This window comes from Gilvimarinus xylanilyticus (assembly GCF_024195295.1).
Lineage (GTDB): Bacteria > Pseudomonadota > Gammaproteobacteria > Pseudomonadales > Cellvibrionaceae > Gilvimarinus > Gilvimarinus xylanilyticus.
The window spans coordinates 114704-130963 of sequence record NZ_JAMFTH010000005.1 but is presented as its reverse complement, the minus strand read 5'-3'; the positions used below and the strand labels follow the sequence as shown (position 1 = coordinate 130963).

The following is a 16260-nucleotide window of genomic DNA, read 5'->3' as shown; positions in this document are numbered from 1 at the left end:
CCAAAGAAAGGTTTTGCTATGAAATGGGTCACCCGCAGTATGCAAATGCGTTTAATGGTCGTGGTGGGTTGTGGCCTAGCGGGTTTGCTGATCGCCGCCGAGGTGGCAATTCATTTATTAAACGGCCAGCTTTCCAGCTACAACCAGCTGATTGAGCGCAATGTCGCCCAGGAGCGCGTCATCAGTAATATCAATTTCGACTTTAAAGTGCAGGTGCAGGAGTGGAAAAACGTTCTTTTGCGCGGCGCCGATACCGGGCAGCGAGAGAAGTACTGGGGGCGGTTTGAGGACAACCACCAGCAGATACAGCAGCGCGGCCAGGCACTATTGCAACGCCTGGATAACGGCACCAGCAAACAGCGGCTAAGCGAATTTTTGCGTGCTCATAAAAAGGCCTATGGACAGTATCAAAGCGGTTTACAGGCGTTTATTGCCTCGGGGTTTAACTCCGCTGCCGGAGACCGCGCGGTTTCGGGTATTGATCGCGAGCCCAGTCGTTTGCTGGCCGAGGCCGCCGATAGCATCTCTGCCGAAGTAGCGGCCGCGGCCGCCGGGGTCAAGCGGGCCAGCGCACAGGTGTCCTTTTGGGCTCAGTTATCCACCGTGGTGGTGGCGATCGCCGTGATGGTAGGGCTGTGGCTGCTACTGAGCCGCAGCCTGATTAAACCCTTGCAGTCGGTTATGGATCATATTCGGGTGATGGCGGGGGGCGATTTCTCTCGCGCATTTCACCTGCGCCGCAGTGACGAGCTGGGTCAGCTGGGAGACAACCTGCAACAAATGCAGGAAGAAATCCGCCAGGTTGTGCAATCGGTAAAACAGACCTCGGGACAATTGGGAGAGGCCTCGGCCAGCATTAACCAAACCGCGAGTGATATTGCCAGAAGTATCGGTGAGACCGAGCACTCCACCGACCAGGTGGCCGCGGCGGTAAATGAAATGTCCTCTACCGTGCAAGAGGTGGCCAATAACGCCTCGGGCGCTGCCAGCGCCGCCGGCGATGCCGATACCGGCGCCAAGCAGGGCCTGGGCATGATGGAGCAAACCATTGCCTCCATCAGCGAGCTGTCGGCGCAGGTGGAAGAGGTCAGCGGCGCCATGGTGCAGTTAGAGGGCGAGACGGATCGCATTGGCCATGTACTGGGGGTGATTCAGGGCATCGCCGAGCAAACCAACTTGTTGGCGTTAAACGCAGCCATTGAAGCCGCCCGCGCCGGTGAGCAGGGCCGGGGCTTTGCCGTGGTGGCCGATGAGGTGCGGGCTTTGGCCCAGCGCACCCAGGAGTCCACCGCCGAAATTCAGCAGATTATTGAAGCGGTGCAAAGCGGCGCTTCGGGAGCCACCCAGGCGATGGAGGTTGGCCGCGAGAAAACTCAGCGCACCGTCACCCTGGTGGGCGAAACCGGCGATTCCATTCGCGCGATATCGGCCGCCATTGCCAGCATTGTGGACATGAACACGCAAATCGCCACCGCTGCCGAAGAGCAAAGCTACGCCGCCGAAGAAATCAATAAAAACGTCGCCAATGTAGTGACTATGGTGCAAAACGCCAACCAGAGCGCGCGCCAGTCTACCCAAACGGCCAATAAACTGGACGAATCTGCCCAGACCTTATCGCAACAGATAGCGCACTTCAGAGTGTAAGAATTATCCTTCGCCAGGGACGGCTCAACCGATTTATAGCCACTGTAAACTGGATTATGCACAGGTAAAATAGTGTATAAAAAGGCCCCCAGTGTCCTCCTCTCGCTGCGCATTCTCTACAATAGCCTCTCGATTTCGCCGACATATCAATGCTATGAATCTATTTGCCTCACGCAAACCTCTTACACTGGTCGTACTTGCTTTACTTGCACTTATACTGCTGTGCTCGCTCGCCTATCGCTATGTATTTGCCAGTGCTGCCGAACCGGATTATCTGTGGCACACCGTTGAGCGCCGCTCTATCGAAAACGTGATAGCCGCCAGTGGCACCCTAGAACCTAAGGATTACGTAGAAGTGGGGGCACAGGTATCCGGGCAGCTGGAAAGCCTGGCGGTTGAGGTGGGCGATGTAGTGGCGCGCGAGCAACTGCTGGCCGAAATTGATGCCACGGTATTTGAGACCAAGGTGATGAGCGCCGAGGCGAGTCTAGAAAACAAACGGGCTCAATTAGAAAAGTTACACGCGGAACAATATTTGGCGGAGGAAAGGCTGGAGCGCAACCGAAATCTGTTTACCCAAAACGCCATCAGCCGCGATACCTTGACCGCCAGTGAAACCGAAGTAAAAGGCTTAAAGGCGAGTATTCGCGCTATGCAGGCGCAAATTAAAGCCGATTCCGCATCTTTAGACGGCGACAAAGCCACCCTCAACTACGCCAAAATATACGCGCCTATGGATGGTACTGTGGTATCTATTGCGGTGCGCGAAGGGCAAACCCTGAACGCCAATCAAAGCGCGCCGCTGATTATGAAGATTGCCGATTTGTCGGTACTCACCTTGCGCACCGAAGTATCCGAGGCGGATGTCACGCGAATCTATCCCGGCATGCCGGTGTACTTTTCTACTTTGGGCGAGCCGCAAGAACGTTGGTACTCCACCGTACGCCAAGTATTGCCCACGCCGGAAATTGTTAACGAAGTGGTGTTGTATCAGGTACTGATCGATATTGAAAACAAAGGCTCGCGGTTGATGGATTCCATGACCGCGCAAGTGTTTTTTATTGAAGATCAGGCCGAAAATGTATTAACCGTACCGGCAGGTGCTCTGCGGCGCGGCCCCGGTGGCCCGGGGGTGTTAAAGCAAACCGCAAGTGGTACCGAGCGGGTCGCTGTAAAGCTGGGCATGCGCACTCGTACCCAGGTGGAAATTGCCGAGGGGCTGAATGAAGGCGATGTCGTAGTGGCCGGTATCCGCAACCCGGAAACCGGTGCGGTCGAGGAAAACCGTCGTGGACCTATGGGTGGGCCCCCCGGAGGTCGCCGTGGCTTCTAAGGCGCTGATAAAACTATCGGGTATCGGGCGCTTTTATCAATTAGGTGAAACACGGGTCGACGCACTAAAAGATGTGTCCTTAACCATCGAACGCGGCGAGTTTGTCGCGATTATGGGGCAGTCTGGCTCGGGTAAATCCACCCTGATGAATATTCTCGGTTGCCTGGATCAGCCATCGTCCGGCATCTACGAGGTCGATGGCATTAACGTCGCGAACCTGACCGCCGATGAACTCTCGGCGCTGCGCTTAAATACCTTTGGTTTTGTTTTCCAGCGCTATCAACTATTAGCCAATATTAACGCGTTGGATAACGTCGCCATGCCCGGCATTTACAAGGGGCAAGAGCGACAAGCTCGCACAGAGCGCGCGCAGCAATTATTGCAAAAGCTGGGCATGGGCGAGCGCGCCCACCATAAGCCCAGCGAATTATCCGGCGGCCAACAGCAACGTGTGTCTATTGCCCGCGCGCTGATTAACGGCGCCGAGGTAATTCTGGCGGACGAGCCTACCGGCGCTCTGGACAGCCAGAGCGGCGAGCAAGTGTTGGCATTGTTGCAAGAGCTAAATCGCGAAGGTGTTACGGTAATTCTGATTACCCATGATCGCGGCATTGCCGAACATGCCGAGCGGGTAGTGTCGTTTAAGGATGGGAAATTAATTGACGACACGGCCGCTGCACCTAAGAGCGATCAGGCGCCCCCCAGTGCGCCAGAAAAAGTACGCGTATTTCCCAGTATCAGTTTGTTTGAATCGGCGCGTATTGCGCTGGCCTCGCTACGGGTCAATTTATTCCGCACTCTGTTAACGCTGCTCGGAATTATTATCGGCGTTGCCAGTGTAGTGTTAATGATCGCCATTGGCGAGGGCGGTAAAGCGGAGGTTTTGGAGCGTATTGAAGCGATAGGCACTAACTTGATTTCGGTGCGTCCCGGTGGCCCCAATATGCGCCGGGGTAATGACAGTATTGTCACTTTGGTGGTGGAAGATGCCGATGCCATAGAAACATTACCGGGGGTGAGCGCGGTGGCGGCCGAACGTAACACCCGCTCTACCCTGCGCTATGGCAATAAAGATTATTCCGGTCGGATTAAAGGCACCACTCCCGGCTATTTTGCTGTACATGATTGGGAGCTGTCTCAAGGGGTGTTTTTCTCCGATGAGGATTTACAGAATTTTTCTTCGGTTATGGTGGTGGGCAATACCATTGCCGAAAACCTGTTCGAGCCCGGAGAAAATCCCATCGGTCGTTTTGTGCTGGTGAATAAAGCGCCCTATCAAATTATTGGTTTACTCAAAGCCAAAGGTGCCGACCCGTCCGGCGACGATCGCGACGATGAGGTGTTAATACCCCTTACCACCGCGCGGCTGAAAATGTTCGGCAGTGCTCATTTAAGCAGTATTACCTTGCAAGCAACCGACACCGAAGCGGCGTCACGTTTGGAAACCCAAGTGGAAGAATTGTTGTTTGCACGCCATCAGGCTGAAGATGTTCAGGTCCGCTCTACCGAATCTTTGGTGCAGGCGGTCACGGCGGCGCAGAACACCTTAACGTTTTTGTTGGGCTCAATTGCAGCCATCTCGCTTTTGGTTGGCGGTATTGGGGTGATGAACATTATGCTGGTCAATGTAACCGAAAGACGGCGAGAGATTGGTTTGCGCATTGCCACCGGCGCCAAGCCCTCAGACATTTTACGCCAGTTTAATATCGAGGCCTTAGTGGTGTGCTTTCTGGGTGGTGTGCTGGGTATTCTTATCGGTTTTTCCGGGGCGTTAATTGCACGATTCTTTGATGTTGCCATTGCGTTTACGTTATTGCCCGCAGCACTGGCATTCGCCACCTCTATTGCGGTGGGCCTTGTTTTTGGTTTTATACCCGCACGTAAAGCTGCGCGTTTAAACCCTATTACGGCATTGGCTGAGGAGTAACCGATGAAATTGCGAGTATGGTTTTCCTGTCTTGCCCTGAGTGCCTGTGCGTTTAACCCGCAACAGCACACCCCTGAAGAGCTGGCGGCCGTAGCGTATCAGGATGCGTTAAGCGGGCGCGAACTCACGTCACTAACGCAAAATACCTGGAACGAATTTTTGCCCGCAGAGTTACAGCAGTATTTGGCGCAACTGCAGAACAACAACCTGGATTTGCAGATAGCGCAATTGCGGGTTGAGCGCGCCCGCGAGATGTTAACCTCGGCGCGCGCGGGCAATTGGCCGCGCGCGAGTGCGTCGCTAAGCAACAGCGACAGCTACGACGATACTGACCATACGGGTAATGGCAGTGGTTTGAATTTTAGCGCCAGCTATACCGTTGATTTGTGGGGCGAGCGCGCAGCGGGAATCAGTCAGCGTGAAACCCAGCTGCAAGTGGCCAAGTGGGAAGAGCGTGCCAGCTTTATTGCGTTGCAGGCGCAGTTTATCCGCACCTATTTCGATACGTTGAGTTTGCAATCTTTGTATGAAGTGGCCGAGCAGAACCTGGAGGCCAGTGAAAAATTATTGGATTTATTTCAGCTGACCTACGATTCGGGTGGCGCCTCTGGGTTAGAGCTGCGCCAGCAGAAAAACCTGGTGTTAAGCGCACGCAATAAATTGGTGGGTTTGCAAAGCGATTTGGCCATCAACCACCGCGCACTGGCCATAATGTTAGGCCGCCTGGATTTGCAAACCCCCGAGCTGAAAACAAGCTTTGACGATTTAACCTTGCCGCAAGTAGCTTCGGTACAAAGTGCAGAGCTTTTGCAGCAGCGCCCGGACGTACAGATTGCCACGCTGGCACTGGCGGAAAACCAGGCATTGATTCACCAGGCTAAAACCGCCCGCTGGCCGGATTTAACCTTAAGCTTAAGCTGGGGTATTGACGACATACTGGCCGGTGGCAGTGAATGGGCCGCCAGCATTCGTGAAGCGACATCGCTGCTGTTGTTTGACGGCGGCCAGACTCGTGCGCAAATTCGATTGGCCGAGCTGGATGCCGATATCGACTACGCCAGCTATCAGTACACCCTGGCAGACGCTTATCGCGATACCATTGATCAGCTGGAAACTCAGCGCCTACGCGCGCAGCAGCTGGATATCGCGCGGGATAAGTTCGCCAACAACCGCACGTTATATGATATTTCCAACGCGCGCTTCGAGGCGGGTGATACCGACTTTTTAAATTTACTCTTGGCGCAGCAAAGCTGGTTTGGTGCTAAAGAAGATTTGGTATCCAGCAAGCTGAATTATTTGCTGGCACTGGTGAATGTGTACGAAGCCATGGGGTCGGCGCCAGCGCTGGTCGAGTCCGACGGCTGACCGTTTATTCGTTTCAGCCCGGGCTTTATTGGCTGATCCTAGCGGTCACAATTGTTGCGGGCATCACGCGTAGGCTGACAACCCTAACCTAAGTGTGGGGCCGGACTCCACCGCTCGGTAAGCGGCAATGGGGGCGGGTAAATCCTCTGGGGCGGTATGCTCCGGTTTTAGCGATTCCCAGTAGTCTAGAGCGCTGCGCAAATCGGTAAAGGCAAAGCGGCCGTTGTTGGATGGATTGTTTGGTGGGGTGTCGGGTGGATTGTTGGGTGGGTTGTTTGCGCTTGGCTCAGCACTGGCCCCGCGCTCTACAATGTTTAGCTCGCGGTATAGCTCGCGCTCAGCGGCAGAACCTTCACCTCCCTCGTCCCGGCCGCGCTGCAGTAATTGCTGCACGGCAATATCCAGAGTGTCCGGATCAAATAAGCCGGCCTCCAGCAGCTCGCCTTCCAGCGGGACTAACGACTCTTTGCTTTCGCCTTTTCTCGCGGATTCGGGCTGATTAACCGGCCGCGCTCGCTCGCTCTGCTGCACGGGTTCGCTGGCTTGAACACGATTCGACACCGGGTTCTGTAGCGAATAGAGGTTGGTGTTAGACAGGTGTGGTAATTTCAAAGCGGTGGTTACAGTCGGGCCATGGGTGGCTAATTATTGCACAAGTCACGTGCTGATTCACAGACCGTTTATCGGCCTCTTGCAGCCTGACAGTGGTCGCGTATATTAGCCCGCAAAGTGATTACCTGGGGGTAATGAATGCTACGGCGATTAACCGCAACTCTTCTGTGCTTATTGTGCTTCCACTCCGTCCGGGCCTACGAGCCAAGCCCGCAGGAGCGACAAAACGCGCAGGCAACAGCCCTGCAGTATATCGAGCACCTTAATGCTGGTGAGTATCGCGAAGCCTACGACATGCACAGTGAATTGTTGAATCAGCGCATGGACTATGAACGTTTTGCCAAAAGCCAGGCCGCGTTTAGCGACAATTCCGGTAAAAGTCTGAGCGATACATTGGTAGGTGCCAACTGGCAGTTGGACCCCGCCAAAGCGCCTGCTGAGGGTTTTTACGTTGAGTATGAGATCGCCTGTGAATATCAGTATCTAAAACCTTGCGCACAAACGCTGGTGCTCTATTCAGAGTTGGGCGAGCGGTTTAGGGTGATGCGCCACAGCAGAAGCTATGTGAACACGCAAACAGGTAAACGGGTGGGCCAGTTTATAGAAATGCCGGGTAATAGTTCGCGTCTTTAATTCGACGGAGATGAAATTGCGAAGCGATTTGCCGCCAGTGGTGTTAATTGGCTATCTGCCGCGTAGACGGCAACGTCGTATTCACCGCTTTCCCAGCCGCCCGGCAACCGTAGCCAAGCATTGTGATACTGCCCATCGGACTGTAATGGGTGCCTATCAAAGTGCGAAAGTGTAGAACCATCGCTATGGCGCCAGTGAATGATCACCGAGTCGGCACTGTAATTGTCGGGTAACGGAAAGTACACATTCAGCCGCCGATCAAATTGACTAAACTGTGTCTGGGCTTTGTATATCCCATTGCTTTGATGAGTGTTATAGCGACTAACTACTAAAGGTTTTACGTCTTTTCTCTGCAATGCTTTAGCGTTTCCTGAGGACCACAGGTTGAATAAAGACTGAATGGTGCTTTCTGGAAATCCATTATCGTGTAGCCATTGCAAATTAATATGGGTGTTGCGGGTGAATAATTGATGCAGGTGTTGTTCGGTAATGCTCGGATCTGCTTCGATAAGTTCATCGTAGTTCATGCCTAAGTGAATGGCGTCTTTGAGGTTTTTGGGAGTGCTTTCTTTTTTCGGGAGTGGGCTTTTTTGCTTTTCGACTATCGAATTTTTATTGGTGAGTTCAATACGCTGCGAAAATGGGCTGGTGGTGCTGGGCTTAGCCGGACGCTGGGCGTCCGGCGTTTTCAATGGCTTGAGAAAAGTGGATAATCCGACCCCCGTAGCCACGGCCAGAAATACCATTAGGACTTTAATAGTTCTCAAGATAATTATCTCGTGCATTAATACAAGCGCTTGAGGAGGAGTGTTGCTCTAAGAAATTCCAGGGCTTGTCCGCTGGGCAGCTTTGGTCTGTGAGGGTTTTGGGTCCATAACATGTGGCCCATACCTGAAGTCCGTCTAAATAAGTGCACAAACTGTAGTATTTCGCCTCAGTTGTATCGGTAAGTCCTCCGCCCGAGGTTCCACCGCATAGGCGGTCTTTTGCTTTTCGTGCTAGCTCGGTTGTTGTTAGGTATGAATTGTAGTTGGTATCACCATCAGCTTGACTGCTTGTTTGACAAGCCACCACAGCGGCTTCATAGTAATTATCTGCTGCAGCAAATTGCATCGAAACTTGTGTACCGCATTGATTCGCCTCTTGCCTCTCTGTGGGTGTAATTAACTCTTCATAATCACACTCCTTGCTGGTGTCATCGGCACTAGAGTAATAGTCGTCCCCGTAACCATCACTGTAACTGTCTCCATCATCTTCTGCGGCGCAGCTGATTAACAAAATTAGACACAGGGGTGCCCAGGTAAGTTGTGGATGATTCATTTTTCCCCCCAGGTTTTGTGTAGACTGATCGTATTATTAGCAATAAATATTCGCTTCGGTACCCTTAATGTTAGGGGTATACACAAAAGCCTAGCTGTGACCCATAGGAGTTATATGAGATAGGGTGTTGTAAAAGCTAAGCTGTGCGGGATACTGATCGATTTCCCTATGCGGTGCGTAAACCCGACAAAACTTTAACTGAGAGAACTAAATGCACACCTCAAGCGGAGGCAGAGCCTGTTTTGCTCTGATTATTATAAGTTTTTTATTTAGCGGCTGCAGTGGCACCGATGTTTTGAACACTTTAGGGCGGGCTTCCCACTACCGCGCGCAAACGGATATCGCATACGGTGATAACCCGCGCCAAACCATGGACATTTACCGCCCCCAAGAGGCCAACAGCTGTTTAGTGATGTTTGTGTATGGCGGTAGCTGGGATAGCGGTAAAAAAGAGCAGTATGGCTTTGTGGGGGCCGCTCTCGCTCGGCGTGGTTACACGGTGGCAATTCCCGACTACCGCCTGTACCCCGAAGTCACCTACTCGGATTTTGTGGATGATATCGCCCGGGCGGTGGCAAGTGAACCTGTGCAGAAGATGGCGGAGGACAAATCCCTGGTGCTAATGGGCCACTCCGCCGGCGCTATGATGGCGGGTCTGGTCAGTTATGACGCCCAATACCTAGATGCCTGGGGAGCTAGCAGAGCGCAGGTTGATCGCTATGTGAGCCTGGCCGGGCCGCACGATTATTTCTTACCCACCGAGAAAGCCCAGTGGACGCGTATTTTTGGCAGCGATAAAAGCCGTCAGGTAGACGCCCTTACAGTGAATCACATTCATGCCGATAACCCGCCAACCCTTATTCTGCACGGCGCGGATGATGAGACGGTGACGCCTAAATCTGCTGTGTCGCTGGAGCAGAAGCTGCAACAGGCCGGTGTGAGCGCCGAGCGCAAAACCTACGAAGGGGTAAGCCACGTGAAACTAGTAGCGGCGATGGGAAGACCCTTAGGTTTTTTGGCGCCCACTCTGGAAGATATCGACCGTTACCTGCAGCCGCTCTGTGGGGTTAAAAACGAAAGCAAGTAAAGGGATGTACCGGAAGCCCCTACGACGTATTCGGGCAAGAAACGAAGGGGCTCCGGTATCTTCTGTAACGGCCGAAGCCGCCAGAAGTTAAGGGCTTATTTGCCTTTTTTCATGGCCTGTTGTAGCAGCGCACCCATGCTGCCCACAGAGGCCTGCTGGGGTTTGTTGCCGCCTTGCTTGCGCTGGCCCTGTTTGCTGCCCGGTTGACGGCGCGGCTTGTTATCACCGCCGGTCTTTTCCCCGGGGGTGTCCTCCAGGCGCATCGATAAGCCGATGCGCTTGCGGTCCACATCCACCTCCATCACCTTGGCTTTGACGATATCACCGGCTTTCACCACTTCGCGGGGATCTTTCACAAAGGTGTTAGAAAGTGCCGAGATATGCACCAAACCGTCCTGGTGAACACCGATATCCACAAAGGCGCCAAAGTTGGTGACGTTGGTGACGGTGCCTTCCAGAATCATTCCCGGTTCTAGGTCTTTAATAGTGTCTACGCCCTCTTTAAAGGCGGCGGTACGAAACTCCGGGCGGGGGTCGCGGCCGGGTTTGTCCAGTTCTTTGAGGATGTCGGTAATGGTGGGTACACCAAATTGCTCGGTCACGTAATCCTGCGCCTTAAGACTGCCTAAAAAGCCCGAGTCGCCCACCAGGCCTTTCACATCGCGCTGGTTTTTCTCGGCAATGGCCTCTACCACCGTGTAGGTTTCGGGGTGTACCGCCGAGGCGTCCAGTGGGTTGTCGCCGCCGCTTACCCGCAAAAAGCCCGCCGCCTGCTCAAAGGTTTTGGCGCCAAAGCGGGTGACGTCTTTGAGCTGGTTGCGATTGGTAAAAGCACCGTTCTTGTCTCTAAATTCGACGATATTGTTGGCAAGGGACGCGTTTAGGCCCGAAACCCGTGCTAGCAGTGCGGCCGAGGCCGTGTTTACCTCTACCCCCACGGCGTTTACACAGTCTTCCACAACCGCATCCAGCGAGCGAGCCAGCTGGGTTTGCGAGACATCGTGCTGGTATTGGCCCACCCCGATGGATTTAGGGTCAATTTTTACCAGCTCGGCCAGGGGGTCTTGCAGGCGGCGGGCGATGGAAATAGCGCCGCGAATGGTTACGTCTAAATCCGGAAACTCTTTAGCGGCAAACTCCGAGGCCGAGTAAACCGAGGCGCCGGACTCGTTCACCATCACCGGGCGGGCTTTCAGCTCGGGCTGCTTTTTCAGCATGTCTTTAACGAACTTTTCTGTCTCGCGGCTGGCGGTGCCATTGCCGATGGCGATCAGTTCTACATCGTACTTGCGACACAGGTTAGTAAGTACTTTCTCCGCCTCTGCGACCTTATTTTGCGGGGCGGTGGGGAAAATAGCGCCGTGATCCAAGACCTTACCGGTGGCGTCCACCACCGCGACTTTCACCCCGGTGCGCAGGCCCGGGTCCAGGCCGATGGTGGCCTTTTGTCCGGCGGGGGCTGCTAGCAGCAGGTCGTTTAAGTTGCTGGCAAATACCTTTATGGCGTCTTCTTCGGCGCGGTCGCGCAGCTCGCCCAGCAGGTCGGTTTCCAGGTGAGTGAGCAACTTCACCCGCCAGGTCCAGCGCACCACCTCGCCCAGCCATTTGTCGGCGGCCCGTCCTTGATCGCGCAGGTCCCAGTGTTCGGCCACCATCACCTCGCAGGGGTGAGTGGCGCCCGGCTCCTGCTCGCCCAGGGTAATGGCGATGGTGAGTACGCCCTCGTTGCGGCCCCGGAACATGGCCAGGGCGCGGTGCGACGGAGTGCTTTTTAGGGCTTCGTCGTGCTCGAAGTAATCGCGGAATTTCTGTACATCCTGGGATTTATCGTCTTCTTTACCCGTCGCGGCGCGGCTTGAGATCAATGCTTCACGCTGCAAAAAGCCGCGAAGCTTGCCCAACAGCTCGGCATCTTCGCTGAACTTTTCCATCAGGATATACTTGGCGCCGTCCAGCGCCGCTTTGGCGTCGTCAATTTTGTGCTCGGGATTGAGGTACTTAGCGGCCTCGGCTTCGGGCTCCAGAGTGGGGTCTTGCAGCAGAGCATCGGCCAGTGGCTGCAGGCCCGCTTCAATGGCAATCTGGCCCTTGGTGCGGCGCTTGGGTTTGTAGGGTAGGTACAAATCCTCCAGCCGGGTTTTGGTGTCGGCGGCGCGAATGTCGTTTTCCAGCGCCAGGGTCAGCTTGTCTTGCTCGGCAATGCTTTTCAGAATAGCCTCACGGCGGTCTTCCATCTCGCGCAAATAGCGCAGCCGCTCTTCCAGGTTACGCATCTGGGTGTCGTCCAGCCCGCCGGTGACCTCTTTACGGTAGCGGGAGATAAACGGCACGGTAGCGCCTTCATCCAGCAGCGCCACGGCGGCGTCTACTTGTTGTTCGCGAATACTCAGCTCGTCGGCAATGCGTTGAAAAATACTGCTCATGTAAGTTTCTCTGTTGGACATTTTTGTTCGCCGCACAGCGGTCTTTGAGGGCTTAGGCCCTTTGATGTAAGGCCCCAGCGCATTATGCGCAAATCGTCGCCCTATTACAGTCTTGAATTGTTCCCCAATCTGTGTCTTTTGCAGCTCGTCACTCTATTGACCAATTTTTGTTTAGTGTTATAGTCATGTATAACACTATATCGAAGGGCGAGCGGAGTAGGCATGCAGTGGCGCGATGATCAACCCATTTACCGACAGCTATACCAGCGCATGGTGGCGCTGATTGTAGCCGGTGATATAGCCCCTGGCGAAGCGCTGCCCTCGGTGCGCCAGGTGGCGGCGGATTATCAGATTAATCATTTGACCGTTGCCAAGGCCTATCAGGCGCTGGTGGATGAGCAGTTGGTAGAAAAGCGCCGCGGTTTGGGCATGTTTGTGTGTGAGGGGGCAGATGCACGGCTGCTCGAGCGCGAGCGCGAGCAATTTGTGCAGCAGCTGCCCGAACTCTTAGCTCAGGCTAAACGCCTGGGAATCGATAAAGCGACATTGTTGCAGACCATTGAAAATCTGAAGGAGCAGCCGTGAATCAGGTAATAAAAACCACAGGGCTCAGCAAAAGCTACGGTAAAAAGCAGGCGCTGGAAAAACTGGATTTGGAGATTGGCGCTGGCCGCATTGTGGGTTTAATCGGCCCTAATGGCGCGGGTAAAACTACCTTGCTACAGTCGCTGTTGGGACTTTGTGTCGCCGACGGTGATATTGATGTGCTGGGCTTTGACCCCAGACGCGAGCGCGCCAAGATGCTGGAGCAAGTGTGTTTTATCGCCGATACCGCCACCCTGCCCCGTTGGATGACGGTAAAGCAGGCAATTGCTTATGTGGCCGGAGTGCACCCCAATTTTAACGAGCAGCGGGCGCGCGACTTTCTGGCAAAAACCAAGGTACCGTTAAACAGTCGTATCCGCACGTTGTCCAAAGGCATGGTAACTCAGGTGCATCTGGCGCTGGTGATGGCCATCGACGCCAAGTTGTTGGTATTGGATGAGCCCACCCTAGGGCTTGATTTGCTCTACCGTCGCACCTTCTACGACGCGCTGTTGAACGATTACTACGATGATGACAAAACCATCATTATTACCACTCACCAGGTGGAAGAAATAGAACACCTGCTGACCGATGTCATGTTTATTGTCGACGGTGATGTTGTGTTCGATTGCGATCTCGATACCTTTGAATCCCGCTACCGCAAGGTCACCGTTGCGGGCGAGCAGCAGTCGCAGGCCGAGGCGTTAAAGCCCATTGGCGAAATTCGCGCGCTGGGAGGCAAGCAATACATATACGAAGATGCCGATCCGCAGGCATTGCAGGCGTTAGGGGATGTCGCCCGCGCGTCCCTCGCCGAAGTGTTTGTGGCCAAAGTGCAAGGGGGGAGCCAAGCGTGAATACTTTTCTTACACAAGTAAAACGTGAGTTTTGGGAAAGTCCCGGTCAACTGATAAAGGCCCCGCTTTGGTTATCAGTGCTGATTATTTCCATTTCGCTAATGTCTGTGTATTCGCTGTTCCAAGATACGTCTGTGTCTTTCGAGCTGAATCTGGAGATGGATTTACCCTGGAATAACGATTCAGCACCTAACAGTGTTCCTAAGGGCGGTATTCTGGATAAGTTGGTGCATATTCAGTACATCATTTATTTAATTTTTACCGTGGTCGCTGTCGTTAATATGGTTACCTACAGTTTGTCAGCACTATTGACTGACCGGCAGGATCGTAGTGTTCTGTTTTTTAAAAGTCTGCCGGTAACCGAGACGACCGTTGTGCTGGTGAAGCTTTTGATCGCTTTGTTAATCATGCCGATATGTTATTGGTTGGGAGCAATGCTCACCACCTTGGTTTTTAGTGCATTGACCGTTGTGGTGGGAACATCTTCCTTATCACTTGACCCGTTCACCTTGTGGTCGGCAATGGATGCTCTTGCGGTGGCTAAAGTTAGCTTCGCGTATTTATGGTTCGCGGCACTTTGGGGGCTACCGCTATTCTCGGTATTGTTACTTTTCTCGGCGTGGAGCAAAAAACATCCGTTCGGCATTCTACTGTTAGTGTTATTGGTCGCCTGGTTTGTAGAAAACCTGCTGTTCGGACAGAGCTATGTATTTAAGATATTGATCCAATACTTTGATGGTTTTAGTTTGCAATCACTCGAAGCTACGCCCGACGATAGTAGTATTTTAGCGGCCGCCATTGAATTGCTTAGCCGGCCTGGCTTGTATATGGGATGGATAGTCGCCGGAGTCTCTCTTGGCACTGCAATCTGGTTACGCAATCGTCGGTTTGAACTATAGGAAATAAGGGGACCACAATGAAGTGGCAAGGGCTGGTTATTCTGATACTTTGTTTTTTTACCGTGACGGTTCAGGCGCAGGGAGTTGTGCTGGTTATTCCCGAAAAGCTTGTGACGCTGTCAACTTTGGAGGCTCACTATGGTTATCGGGGAAACTTAACGTCCGAATGGGTGTCTGTGCTGCAGCAGTGGCTTTTGCAACTGAAAAGCCAAGTCAGTTTTAGTTCTGACGATTTGACGGTACCACACACGTCTTGGCGCCTAATGGCTGACCAGGTACTTTACCGGGGTGTTTGGGCTAGCTTGAGCCTAAGTGTGATACTGCTGGCTATCGGTATAAAGGAGTTGTGTAAATCGTGATGCGTTTGTGGAGCGGAATTTTGTTTCTTTGCTTTAGTGGTCAGGCTTTGGCAGCGCCACTGGATGACCTAAAGCAAGCTTTAGAGCGTTTAAGCCATCCGGTGGCAGGCGAGTATCAGGTGCACGCTCAGGTGGTGGAGTCCAATGGCAAGGGCGATGACAAGATTACCCGCAAAGGCGAAGCGCAGGTGCGGGTCTCCGACAGTGGCGAGCGTCTGAGTATTGTTCACAGTGCCGAGCTGCTTGCGCAAATAGACGCCGAAGAGCAGGCCCGAATTGACAATACCGATGTCCCCACCCCGGCCATTGACGGCGTGCACGAGCTTTCTGCGCTGCCGGTGCGCGCCGCGGTGCGCGCCGCGGAGCAAATGCGCCGGGTAATGGCCGAGGGAGAATTTACCGGCGCCCATAGTGACCAATTGGATGGTCGCGAGGTACAAAGGCTGGATTTTAATTTGCCCCAAAGTCGGCTGAGTAAACGCCAGCGAAAGTATGTAAAGTCGTATGAAGGGGTTTATTCAGTATGGATTGATGAACAGGGCGTGCCATTGGCCAGCAGCAGCCGAATTGATGCTTCTGGGCGGATTTTTATTTTTATTAGCTTGCACGTCGAGACCGAATCCCAGCGACGGTATCAGGTTATAGATAATAAACTTATTGCCGTCAGCGATCGCTATTATCACCTAAGCTACGGCGCCGGCGAGCGCTTTGAGCGGGAGATTAAGCGCAGGGTAACTGCCGCAGTTCCCTAAATAGGACCTTGACCTTTGGCTGTACTCTTCGCTTGCGCTACACTTTGCGACAAGTAACAGGAGACAACAGCATGAAATCGTGGATTGCCATCATCAGCCTTTGGTCCTTGAGCGCCCTGGCGCTCGCGCAGCACAGCGCCACCGTTGAGAGACAGGTGGCGGCCTACAATAGTCATGATGCCGAGCACTACGCCAGCTTCTTTCACGATGATATCGAGGTGTATAACTACCCCGACTCGCCCATGACATCGGGCAAGGGCGCGCTAATTGAAGCGACGACCAGTGCGTTTGCCAAACACCAGCCCACCAGCGAAATTCTCAATACCATCGAGTTAAACGATAAGGTGATTACCTTAGAGCGGGCCACCTTTAAAGTTCAAAACACCCGCCAAGAGATGGAAGTGGTTAAGATTTACCAGTTTCAAAGTGGTAAAATCCGCCGCATGACATTTATGAAGTGAGGT

General features: G+C 53.5%; 16 protein-coding genes. 12 read left to right on the top strand and 4 right to left on the bottom strand.

The window, feature by feature from the left end; all coding sequences use genetic code 11:
• The first annotated feature begins 18 nt into the window (after window positions 1-18).
• The 4 genes from M6D89_RS14210 to M6D89_RS14195 all read left to right on the top strand — a co-directional run bounded on the left by M6D89_RS14210 (window position 19) and on the right by M6D89_RS14195 (window position 6269).
• Window positions 19-1644 carry a methyl-accepting chemotaxis protein gene (locus M6D89_RS14210; RefSeq protein WP_253968748.1) on the top strand — a complete coding sequence of 542 codons (1626 nt, stop codon included), beginning with the start codon at window positions 19-21 and terminating at the stop codon, window positions 1642-1644.
• Between the two features lie 154 nt (window positions 1645-1798).
• Window positions 1799-2977 carry an efflux RND transporter periplasmic adaptor subunit gene (locus M6D89_RS14205; RefSeq protein ID WP_253968747.1) on the top strand — a complete coding sequence of 393 codons (1179 nt, stop codon included), beginning with the start codon at window positions 1799-1801 and terminating at the stop codon, window positions 2975-2977.
• The gene (locus M6D89_RS14200) at window positions 2967-4904 is read left to right on the top strand and encodes a MacB family efflux pump subunit (RefSeq protein WP_253968746.1); all 1938 of its coding nucleotides are present in this window, start codon (window positions 2967-2969) and stop codon (window positions 4902-4904) included. Before M6D89_RS14205 ends, M6D89_RS14200 begins: the two co-directional genes overlap by 11 nt.
• A gap of 3 nt (window positions 4905-4907) precedes the next feature.
• Window positions 4908-6269, top strand: coding sequence for an efflux transporter outer membrane subunit (locus M6D89_RS14195; RefSeq protein WP_253968745.1), 1362 nt, complete (start codon window positions 4908-4910; stop codon window positions 6267-6269).
• A 63-nt stretch (window positions 6270-6332) separates the two neighbouring features.
• Here the strand turns inward: M6D89_RS14195 and M6D89_RS14190 are convergent, their stop codons facing one another.
• Complete coding sequence (locus tag M6D89_RS14190) at window positions 6333-6881, bottom strand: hypothetical protein (protein ID WP_253968744.1); 549 nt, start codon at window positions 6879-6881, stop codon at window positions 6333-6335.
• Between the two features lie 138 nt (window positions 6882-7019).
• On the opposite strand from M6D89_RS14190, the gene M6D89_RS14185 reads away from it, so the two are divergent.
• Window positions 7020-7514, top strand: a complete 495-nt coding sequence (locus M6D89_RS14185) for a DUF4019 domain-containing protein (RefSeq protein WP_253968743.1) — start codon at window positions 7020-7022, stop codon at window positions 7512-7514.
• Here the strand turns inward: M6D89_RS14185 and M6D89_RS14180 are convergent.
• Window positions 7511-8281 (bottom strand): hypothetical protein, encoded by a 771-nt coding sequence (locus M6D89_RS14180; RefSeq protein WP_253968742.1) that lies wholly within the window; start codon window positions 8279-8281, stop codon window positions 7511-7513. The genes M6D89_RS14185 and M6D89_RS14180 overlap by 4 nt on opposite strands.
• Window positions 8268-8834, bottom strand: coding sequence for a hypothetical protein (locus M6D89_RS14175; protein WP_253968741.1), 567 nt, complete (start codon window positions 8832-8834; stop codon window positions 8268-8270). Before M6D89_RS14175 ends, M6D89_RS14180 begins: the two co-directional genes overlap by 14 nt.
• 211 nt (window positions 8835-9045) lie before the next feature.
• Here M6D89_RS14175 and M6D89_RS14170 point away from each other — a divergent pair, with 211 nt between their 5' ends.
• Window positions 9046-9921 carry an alpha/beta hydrolase gene (locus M6D89_RS14170; RefSeq protein ID WP_253968740.1) on the top strand — a complete coding sequence of 292 codons (876 nt, stop codon included), beginning with the start codon at window positions 9046-9048 and terminating at the stop codon, window positions 9919-9921.
• Window positions 9922-10016: 95 nt separating this feature from the next.
• Here the strand turns inward: M6D89_RS14170 and M6D89_RS14165 are convergent, their stop codons facing one another.
• A complete protein-coding gene (locus tag M6D89_RS14165; protein WP_253968739.1) occupies window positions 10017-12344 on the bottom strand; it encodes a Tex family protein in 2328 nt (775 codons plus the stop codon).
• Between the two features lie 222 nt (window positions 12345-12566).
• On the opposite strand from M6D89_RS14165, the gene M6D89_RS14160 reads away from it, so the two are divergent.
• The 6 genes from M6D89_RS14160 to M6D89_RS14135 all read left to right on the top strand — a co-directional run bounded on the left by M6D89_RS14160 (window position 12567) and on the right by M6D89_RS14135 (window position 16257).
• Window positions 12567-12929 (top strand): GntR family transcriptional regulator, encoded by a 363-nt coding sequence (locus tag M6D89_RS14160; protein ID WP_253968738.1) that lies wholly within the window; start codon window positions 12567-12569, stop codon window positions 12927-12929.
• On the top strand, window positions 12926-13786 hold the full coding sequence (locus tag M6D89_RS14155) for an ABC transporter ATP-binding protein (RefSeq protein ID WP_253968737.1): 861 nt from the start codon (window positions 12926-12928) through the stop codon (window positions 13784-13786). The genes M6D89_RS14160 and M6D89_RS14155 overlap by 4 nt, the downstream gene beginning before the upstream one ends.
• Entirely contained in the window at window positions 13783-14685 is a 903-nt protein-coding gene (locus M6D89_RS14150; RefSeq protein WP_253968736.1) for a hypothetical protein, read from the top strand. Before M6D89_RS14155 ends, M6D89_RS14150 begins: the two co-directional genes overlap by 4 nt.
• 17 nt (window positions 14686-14702) lie before the next feature.
• Window positions 14703-15044 carry a hypothetical protein gene (locus tag M6D89_RS14145; RefSeq protein ID WP_253968735.1) on the top strand — a complete coding sequence of 114 codons (342 nt, stop codon included), beginning with the start codon at window positions 14703-14705 and terminating at the stop codon, window positions 15042-15044.
• Window positions 15041-15796 (top strand): hypothetical protein, encoded by a 756-nt coding sequence (locus M6D89_RS14140; RefSeq protein WP_253968734.1) that lies wholly within the window; start codon window positions 15041-15043, stop codon window positions 15794-15796. The genes M6D89_RS14145 and M6D89_RS14140 overlap by 4 nt, the downstream gene beginning before the upstream one ends.
• A gap of 71 nt (window positions 15797-15867) precedes the next feature.
• Complete coding sequence (locus M6D89_RS14135; protein WP_253968733.1) at window positions 15868-16257, top strand: nuclear transport factor 2 family protein; 390 nt, start codon at window positions 15868-15870, stop codon at window positions 16255-16257.
• The last annotated feature ends 3 nt before the right edge of the window (window positions 16258-16260 follow it).

Excerpts from the sequence above, each read along its gene's own strand:
- M6D89_RS14205 (WP_253968747.1), top strand. The coding sequence starts at position 1,799 with ATGAATCTATTTGCCTCACGCAAACCTCTTACACTGGTCGTACTTGCT.
- M6D89_RS14165 (WP_253968739.1), bottom strand. The coding sequence starts at position 12,344 with ATGAGCAGTATTTTTCAACGCATTGCCGACGAGCTGAGTATTCGCGAA.
- M6D89_RS14135 (WP_253968733.1), top strand. The coding sequence starts at position 15,868 with ATGAAATCGTGGATTGCCATCATCAGCCTTTGGTCCTTGAGCGCCCTG.
- M6D89_RS14175 (WP_253968741.1), bottom strand. The coding sequence starts at position 8,834 with ATGAATCATCCACAACTTACCTGGGCACCCCTGTGTCTAATTTTGTTA.
- M6D89_RS14145 (WP_253968735.1), top strand. The coding sequence starts at position 14,703 with ATGAAGTGGCAAGGGCTGGTTATTCTGATACTTTGTTTTTTTACCGTG.
- M6D89_RS14185 (WP_253968743.1), top strand. The coding sequence starts at position 7,020 with ATGCTACGGCGATTAACCGCAACTCTTCTGTGCTTATTGTGCTTCCAC.
- M6D89_RS14170 (WP_253968740.1), top strand. The coding sequence starts at position 9,046 with ATGCACACCTCAAGCGGAGGCAGAGCCTGTTTTGCTCTGATTATTATA.
- M6D89_RS14160 (WP_253968738.1), top strand. The coding sequence starts at position 12,567 with ATGCAGTGGCGCGATGATCAACCCATTTACCGACAGCTATACCAGCGC.
- M6D89_RS14210 (WP_253968748.1), top strand. The coding sequence starts at position 19 with ATGAAATGGGTCACCCGCAGTATGCAAATGCGTTTAATGGTCGTGGTG.
- M6D89_RS14195 (WP_253968745.1), top strand. The coding sequence starts at position 4,908 with ATGAAATTGCGAGTATGGTTTTCCTGTCTTGCCCTGAGTGCCTGTGCG.